The organism is Phenylobacterium sp., from assembly GCF_020402505.1.
Lineage (GTDB): Bacteria > Pseudomonadota > Alphaproteobacteria > Caulobacterales > Caulobacteraceae > Phenylobacterium.
In genome coordinates, this window is sequence record NZ_JADBZL010000182.1 from 1 (window position 1) to 7,307 (window position 7,307).

The window sequence follows — 7,307 nt, forward strand, 5'->3', positions numbered from 1 at the left end:
AAGAAGGGCGAGGAGGGCGATGGAAATCTTGGACATGGCGACTTTCAAAGCTTGCAGGACAGGATCGGCAGGGGGCCGCGCCGCTGGATTAGTCCAGCCGGGTGTACGCTGGCTACCGGTCTGGCCTCCGCTCCCCCAGTGATCACGCGGTCGTGATCACGGAGCCAGGACTCAGAACTTCCTGCCCCCCGACCCGATATCCGGCGCCCGGAATCAGATCAGCCCCTGGACCAAGACGCCTGTTTTTTGAGCTATCGAAGTCCATCGCCTGTTTTTTCGGCGCCCGTCGAATGCGGCAGGATCATAGCGCTCTAGCGTCTCCTCAGGTTCCGTCCGCCATTCCGGCGCGGAGCCGTTCCACCAGGAATCGAGCGGGAGCGACGGGATGAAACTGATCATGGCGATCGTCAAACCCTTCAAGCTGGATGATGTACGCGAAGCCCTCGTGTCGTCCGGCGTCGAGGGTCTCACGATCACGGAAGTCAAGGGTTACGGACGGCAGAAGGGGCAGACCGAGATTTATCGGGGCGCCGAGTACCAGGTGAACTTCATCCCAAAGGTGAAGCTCGAGGCGGTGGTCGACGACGCCGCTGCAGCGGGGGTGGTCGAGACGATCAAGACCGCCGCCTCCACCGGCAAGATCGGCGACGGGAAGATCTTCGTCATCGACGTGGCCGACGCCGTGCGCATCCGCACCGGTGAAACCGGCGCCTCCGCGCTCTGATCCCCCGAGGAAGGAACACCAAATGAACCGGTTCAAATTCAAGGGTCTGGCTGGGCTGATGCTTGCCTTGACCCTTGCCGGAGCGCCGCTGGCGGCTCCGGCCTTCGCCCAGGAGGTCGCGCCTGAGGCGGCGGCGGCCCCGGCCGCTGCGCCTGCGGAAGCGGCCCCTGCGCCCGCCGAGGCCGCGGCTCCGGCTGTGGATGTGGCTGTGACAGTGGCCGCCGAAGAAGCCCCCGCCCCCGTCCCGGACAAGGGCGACACGACCTGGATGCTGGTTTCCACCGTCCTGGTCCTGCTCATGATCCTGCCGGGCCTCGCCCTCTTCTACGGCGGTCTGGTCCGCCAGAAGAACATGCTGTCCATGCTGATGCAGGTCGGTGTGGTCACCGTAATCGGCATGATCGCCTGGATGTTCTGGGGCTACAGCCTCGCCTTCTCCGACGGCGGCGCCCTCGACAAGTTCATTGGCGGCGGCGGACGTCTCTTCCTGAATGGCGTGACACCTGCAAGCAATGTAGCGACCTTCTCCACCGGCGTCGTTATCCCGGAACTGGTCTTCATGGCCTTCCAGATGACGTTTGCCTGCATCACCGCCGCCCTCGTGCTGGGCGGCGTGGCCGAGCGGATGAAGTTCGCGGCGGTCGTGGCCTTCGCGGTCCTCTGGCCCCTGCTGTCCTACTATCCGCTGGCCCACATGGTCTGGTGGTGGGCGGGTCCGGACGCCGTCGCGGCCGCCCCCACCGACCCGATCCAGTCCGGTCTGCTCTGGGGCTTCGGCGCCCTCGACTTCGCCGGGGGCACCGTCGTCCACATCAACGCCGGTATCGCCGCCCTGGTCGGCGCCCTGATCCTCGGGCCCCGCAAGGGATTCGGGACCGAGCCGATGCCGCCCCACTCCCTGACCCTGACCATGACCGGTGCGGGCCTCCTCTGGGTGGGCTGGTTCGGCTTCAACGCCGGCTCCAACCTGGAAGCCAACGGCTACGCGGCCCTCGCCATGGTCAACACCCTGGTGGCGACCGCCGCGGCGGGCTTCTCCTGGGTGGTCACCGAATGGGTCACCCGCAAGCGCGCCAGCGCCCTGGGCCTGGCCTCCGGACTGGTCGCCGGTCTGGTCGCCATCACCCCGGCCGCGGGTTTCGCCGGGCCGGTCGGCGCGGTCCTCCTCGGCCTGGTGGTCTCGCCGATCTGCGTGATCTTCTGCTCCAAGATCAAGAACGCGCTGAAGTACGACGACAGCCTGGACGCCTTCGGCATCCACGCCATCGGCGGCATCGTCGGCGCCATCGCCACCGGCCTGCTGGTCAACCCCGCCTGGGGCGGCGCCGGCGTGGTCGACTACACGACCTGCGCCGCTGACGGCGACATCTCCACCTGCGACACCGCCGCCTACGTCCTGTCGACCCAGGTGATGGCGCAGGTGAAGGCGGTCTTGGTGGCCATCGCCTGGTCCTCGGTCGCCAGCGCCATTGTCTTCTTCCTGATCAAGTACACCGTCGGACTGCGCTCCTCGGTGGACAACGAGGAAGAGGGCCTGGACATCTCCGAGTTTGGAGAGCGCGCCTACCACAACTGATCCTCCCCTCAGTCGTGGCGGAACGGGGACCCCTCGGGGTCCCCGTTTTCGTTTCGGGGACGCCGATCAGACGAAGGGGGTCAGGGGCGCGCCCAGGCGGCAGGCCCGCACCCACCAGGCCGGGTGTTCTTCCGCCAGGACCGCCGCCAGCCGGGTGGCGGCGGGAGCGTCCCGGCACAGGGCGAAGCCTGTCGCCCCGGAGCCCGAAAGACGGGCCAACAGCGTCTCCGGCGCCGCCCGCAGGCGTTCGAGCACCGTTGCGATGACCGGCGCAACGGCGATCGCAGGCGCCTCCAGGTCGTTTCGCAACCCCGAAAGCCACCCGGCGACCCCGGACACACCAGAGTTGGGCGCGGGCCGGGAAGGCGGAGACAGGTCGCCGAAACGGCCGACGGCGTCGAAGGCCCGGTAGACGGCGCCCGTCGGGCAGGCGACGCCAGGGTTGACCAGCACCGCGGGAAGCCCTGGAAGGTCCGGCGCCGGGGCCAGCACCTCTCCCCTTCCCGTCGCGGTCACGGGCCGGCTGCGGATGCAGGCAGGGACATCAGAGCCGAGGTCCGCCGCCAGGATCTCCAGGTCTTTCCCGGACATCGGGCTGGCCCATGCCCGGCTGAGCAGGCGCAGGGTTGCGGCGGCGTCGGCGGAGCCGCCGCCCAGGCCCGCAGCCACGGGCAGGCGCTTGTCGAGGACGAGGGCCGGAGGCGGCTCTGCCCGTCCAAGCTTCTGCGCAAGCTGGCGCGCAGCCAGCAGCACCAGATTGTCACCCGCCTCCAGGCCGCTGGCGAAGGGTCCGCTCAGGCGCAAGGCCGGGCCTGGTCCGGTCGATATCGATACCTCGTCGCCGATGTCGGCGAACACCATGAGGCTATCCAGGGGATGGTACCCGTCGGCGCCCGGCGGGCCGACGTGCAGGTAGAGGTTGACCTTGGCCGGCGCGAAGGCGCTTGCGCTCATGGTCGGGTCAGGGCTTCCGCGCGGCGGGGAGAGGCGAGGGCGCCAGACCCTCGGCCAGCTTGCGTTCGGCGTCTGCGCGGATCTTAGGGTCCGGATCCAGGGTCAGGACCCGCCTCCACTGAAAGCCCGCCTCGTCGCGCCGACCGACCCTCCAGTAGGCATCGCCCAGGTGGTTGTTCAGCTCCGGATCGCCAGGCTCAAGCTCCACGGCCATCTCCAGCGTCGTCACCGCCTGTGGGAAGTCTCCCAGCCGGTAGTAGGCCCAGCCCAGGCTGTCGACCATAGCGCCGGACCGGGGATTCTGGCTCACCGCCCGTCGGACCATCTCCAGCGCCTGGTCCAGGTTCTCGTTCCGGTCGATCCAGGAATAGCCCAGATAGTTGAGGAGCTCGGGCTCGTCGGGATTGAGGGCCAGGGCGGCCTTGAGATCACGCTCAGCCTCTGGCCAGCGGCCCGCCCGCTCAAGAGAGACCCCGCGGGCATAGGACAGCCGCCAGTCCGGCGGTGAACTGGCGAGGACCGGGTCAAGCACGTCTGCGGACTCGGAAAACATCTCATTGGCCCTGAGGATGTCCGACAGGTTGATCACCGCATCGACGTCGCCACCCGCAGCCGACTGACGGGCCAGACGCAGGGCTGTCTCCTTGTCCCCGGCCCTCTGATGGCTCCAGGCCAGCTTGGCCTGGGCGGTGGTGAATTCGGGCGCCGTGGAGGGCGTCCGCGCGTAGGCGGCGCGGGCGTCCTCGGCCAGGCCATCGCCGTCGAGCAGATCGCCGACGAGGATCCATGCAGCGTATTGTTCGGGATCCAGTCTCAGCGCCAGACGCAGGTAGGCGAGGCCCATCTGCTCCTGACCGGCTGCAATGAGGGTCGCCGCCACAGGGATCAGGGTCTGCGCCGCACCCTGGCGAAGGGTGGGCTGAGGCTCCGCCCGGCCCGCCGCGGCGCGGGCGCGGGCCGCTTTCACAGCCGAATTCCTGGGGTCCGTCGCCAGAAGTCCATCGTAGAGGGTGATGGCTTCAGGAGCCCGTTTTCGGCGCTCCAGAAAGCCGCCATAGGCCAGGACCGTGACCTGCCCGGGAGAGTCGCCTCCCGCCAGGACCTTGAAGTTGGTTTCCGCCTCGTCGAGCCGCCCGGTGCGCTCGAAGAGCCGGGCCTGGGCCAGGAGCCCGAAGACATCGACCATTCGGTCGCCCGGCGACTGGGGCCGGACAAGGAGCCCCTCCTTGTCCCCGGCCATGGCGGCGGCCCAGGGCGCCAGCAGGGCGGTGGCGGCGCGGTGCGGGAAGGCGGCGCTTTCCGGGGTGAGGAGGCTGCGCACCTGCCGCGCGCGACCGGTCGACATGCCCTCGACGGCCCGAACAAGACGGCTGAGGGAAAGGTTCGGCGGAGACGTCGTCTCGGAGGTCGGCGCAAGGCGCGCGGCGGTCTCCACATCTCCGGCCAGGAGGGCGGCGACGAAGGCCCTCTCGTCGACGATGCCCGCAGCGTCCGGATCGAGAATGCGCACGGCGCCATAGTAGCGCGCCGCGTCGGCGGGACGTCCGGCGTTGAGGGCCGCGCGGCCGGCAAGGAACTGTCCGTAGGGCGAGGCGCCAGTTCCCTCCGGGCGGAGGCCCGCCTGCCCAGGAGCGGTGGCGCAGGCGGCCAGCATGGCCAGCGCGCCCGCCGCCGCCAGACGCGCCGCAGCGCGCCCCAGGGTCCGTTGTTTCCACCTGGCCATGGAGCGGGTGTTCACCTGTTCGCTCCCCCCGGCAAGTCCGTCTACATGTTCGGGTAGTTGGGCCCGTCGCCGCCCTGGGGCGTCGTCCAGGTGATGTTCTGCGAGGGGTCCTTGATGTCGCAGGTCTTGCAGTGGACGCAGTTCTGGAAGTTGATCTGGAACCGCGGATTGGACCCGTCGTCCTCGGTCAGGACCTCGTACACCCCGGCCGGACAATAGCGCTGAGCCGGCTCGGCATAGTTTGGCAGGTTGACGCTGATCGGGATCGAGGCGTCCTTGAGCCTCAGGTGCGCCGGCTGGGCTTCGTCGTGGTTGGTCGAGGACAGGAAGACCGACGACAGTTTGTCGAAGCTCACCACGCCGTCGGGCTTGGGATAGGCGATTGGCTGATAGTCCTTGGCGAGCCCGGTGGACTCCGCATCGGACTTGCCGTGCTTCAGGGTGCCAAAGAACGAGAAGCCGCCCAGCATGCCCGCAAGGGTCGCGTCGACGCCGCCGAGGATCAGACCTGGTATCGTCCCGAACTTCGACCACAGGGGCTTGAAGTTGCGGACGGCGTGAAGCTCCTTGGCGATGGACGAGGCCCTGTAGGCGGTCTCGTAGTCAACCAGTTCGTCGCCGCCGCGTCCCGCCTGAATGGCGCCAAAGGCCGCCTCGGCCGCCAAGATCCCGCTCTTCACGGCGTTGTGGGAGCCCTTGATGCGCGGCACGTTGACCATCCCCGCCGAACAGCCCAGCAGGGCGCCGCCCGGGAAATAAAGCTTCGGCAGGGACTGCTCGCCCCCCTCGGTGATGGCGCGGGCCCCGTACGAGATTCGCTCGCCGCCCTCGAGATAGGGCCGGATGGCCGGGTGGGTCTTGAAGCGCTGGAACTCGTCGAAGGGCGACAGGTACGGGTTCTTGTAGTTCAGGTGCACAACGAAGCCGATGGCCACGTAGTTGTCCCCGAAGTGATACATGAAGGAGCCGCCGCCGGTCTGGTTGTCCAGGGGCCAGCCGAAGGTGTGCTGGGTCAGGCCCGGCTGGAAGGCGGCGTCCGGCACCTTCCAGAGCTCCTTGATGCCGATGCCGTACTTCTGAGGCTCCCGGCCCTTGTTCAGATCAAAGCGCGCCTGGAGCTGCTTGGCCAGCGAACCGCGGACGCCCTCGCCGATCAGGGTGTACTTTGCGTGCAGCTCGATGCCGGGCTGGTAGTCCGGGCCGGGCTGACCGTCCTTGCCGATGCCAAAGACGCCCGCGACCACGCCCTTGACCGAACCCTCGTCATTGAAGACCAGCTCGGAGGCGGCCATGCCGGGGTAGATCTCCACCCCCAGGCCCTCGGCGTGTTGGGCCAGCCAGCGGCAGACATTACCCAGGCTGGCGATGTAGTTGCCGTGGTTCAGCATCCACTTGGGGAAGGGCGCCCAGCTGACATCCAGCTCACCGGCCGGGCCAAGCATCAGGAACTTGTCCTGGGTCACCGCCGTTTCGAGGGGAACGCCCAGTTCCTTCCAGTCCGGCAGCAGCTCGGCGATCCCGCTGGGATCGATCACGGCCCCCGAAAGGATGTGCGCGCCGACCTCGGACCCCTTCTCCAGAACCGCGACCGAAATCTCGGCGCCCGCAGCCTCCGCCATCTGCTTCAGACGGATGGCCGCGGCCAGGCCGGACGGACCGGCGCCGACGATGACCACATCGTATTCCATCGCCTCGCGTTCGAGGGTCTCGCTCATTTTGCAAGCTCCGGTGCGCCGGTCGCCCCGCGCCGGCCTTGTTCCCTTCAGGCCTTATCAATAGCTTACGTCGGGTGGGTCAAGGGCGAATGGCGCCGGGCCCACCGCCAGCTGAGGGAATTTGCCGCAGATGAGCCGCCCGCCGGCCGCCGCCGTCTCCGAAAGCCTGCTCGCCTTCTGGGCGGAGGCGGGCGTCGATGCGGCCCTGCTCGAAACCACAGTGGATCGAATCGCGGAGGGACAGAGGCCGCTGGCGCCGAGGTTCGCCCCGGCGACAGCCCCGTCGCACGAACCCGCGACGGTGCGACGCGCGCCCCGGCCACCGGCGATCGAGACCGCGCGGGAGATCGCTCGCGCCTGCAGCGACCTGGAGGCTCTCGCCACCGCGATCGAGGCCTTCGAGGGGTGCCCGATCCGCTTTGAAGGGGCGGCGAGCCGGGCGGTGTTCTCCCGGGGGCCGGCGGACGCCCCGGTGGTGGTGATCGGCGAGGCGCCCGGCGCCGAGGAGGATCGCGCGGGACGCCCCTTTGTCGGCAAGGCGGGCCGCATGCTCGACCGGATGCTGGAGGCCATCGGGCTCAACGACCGGGTCTTCATCACCAACACCGTCTTCTG

The 7,307-nt window shown here is 68.6% G+C and carries 6 protein-coding genes; 3 read left to right on the forward strand and 3 right to left on the reverse strand.

The features are described 5' to 3' along the window. The first annotated feature begins 385 nt into the window (after positions 1-385). Entirely contained in the window at positions 386-724 is a 339-nt protein-coding gene (locus IM632_RS12420; RefSeq protein ID WP_110450427.1) for a P-II family nitrogen regulator, read from the forward strand. Between the two features lie 22 nt (positions 725-746). Further along, the gene (locus tag IM632_RS12425; RefSeq protein ID WP_293512306.1) at positions 747-2,300 is read left to right on the forward strand and encodes an ammonium transporter; all 1,554 of its coding nucleotides are present in this window, start codon (positions 747-749) and stop codon (positions 2,298-2,300) included. A gap of 66 nt (positions 2,301-2,366) precedes the next feature. On the opposite strand, the gene IM632_RS12430 is transcribed toward IM632_RS12425, so the two are convergent. Genes IM632_RS12430 through IM632_RS12440 form a run of 3 tightly spaced genes read right to left on the reverse strand, consistent with a single transcriptional unit; the run spans position 2,367 to position 6,692 of the window. After that, on the reverse strand, positions 2,367-3,254 hold the full coding sequence (locus IM632_RS12430) for a 4-(cytidine 5'-diphospho)-2-C-methyl-D-erythritol kinase (RefSeq protein ID WP_296479771.1): 888 nt from the start codon (positions 3,252-3,254) through the stop codon (positions 2,367-2,369). 7 nt (positions 3,255-3,261) lie between these two features. Beyond that, a complete protein-coding gene (locus tag IM632_RS12435; protein WP_296552409.1) occupies positions 3,262-4,992 on the reverse strand; it encodes a tetratricopeptide repeat protein in 1,731 nt (576 codons plus the stop codon). Between the two features lie 26 nt (positions 4,993-5,018). Further along, the gene (locus tag IM632_RS12440; RefSeq protein ID WP_296549942.1) at positions 5,019-6,692 is read right to left on the reverse strand and encodes an electron transfer flavoprotein-ubiquinone oxidoreductase; all 1,674 of its coding nucleotides are present in this window, start codon (positions 6,690-6,692) and stop codon (positions 5,019-5,021) included. 130 nt (positions 6,693-6,822) lie between these two features. Here IM632_RS12440 and IM632_RS12445 point away from each other — a divergent pair. Beyond that, on the forward strand, positions 6,823-7,307 hold a 485-nt coding region (locus IM632_RS12445; protein WP_296552410.1), incomplete at its 3' end, for a uracil-DNA glycosylase family protein.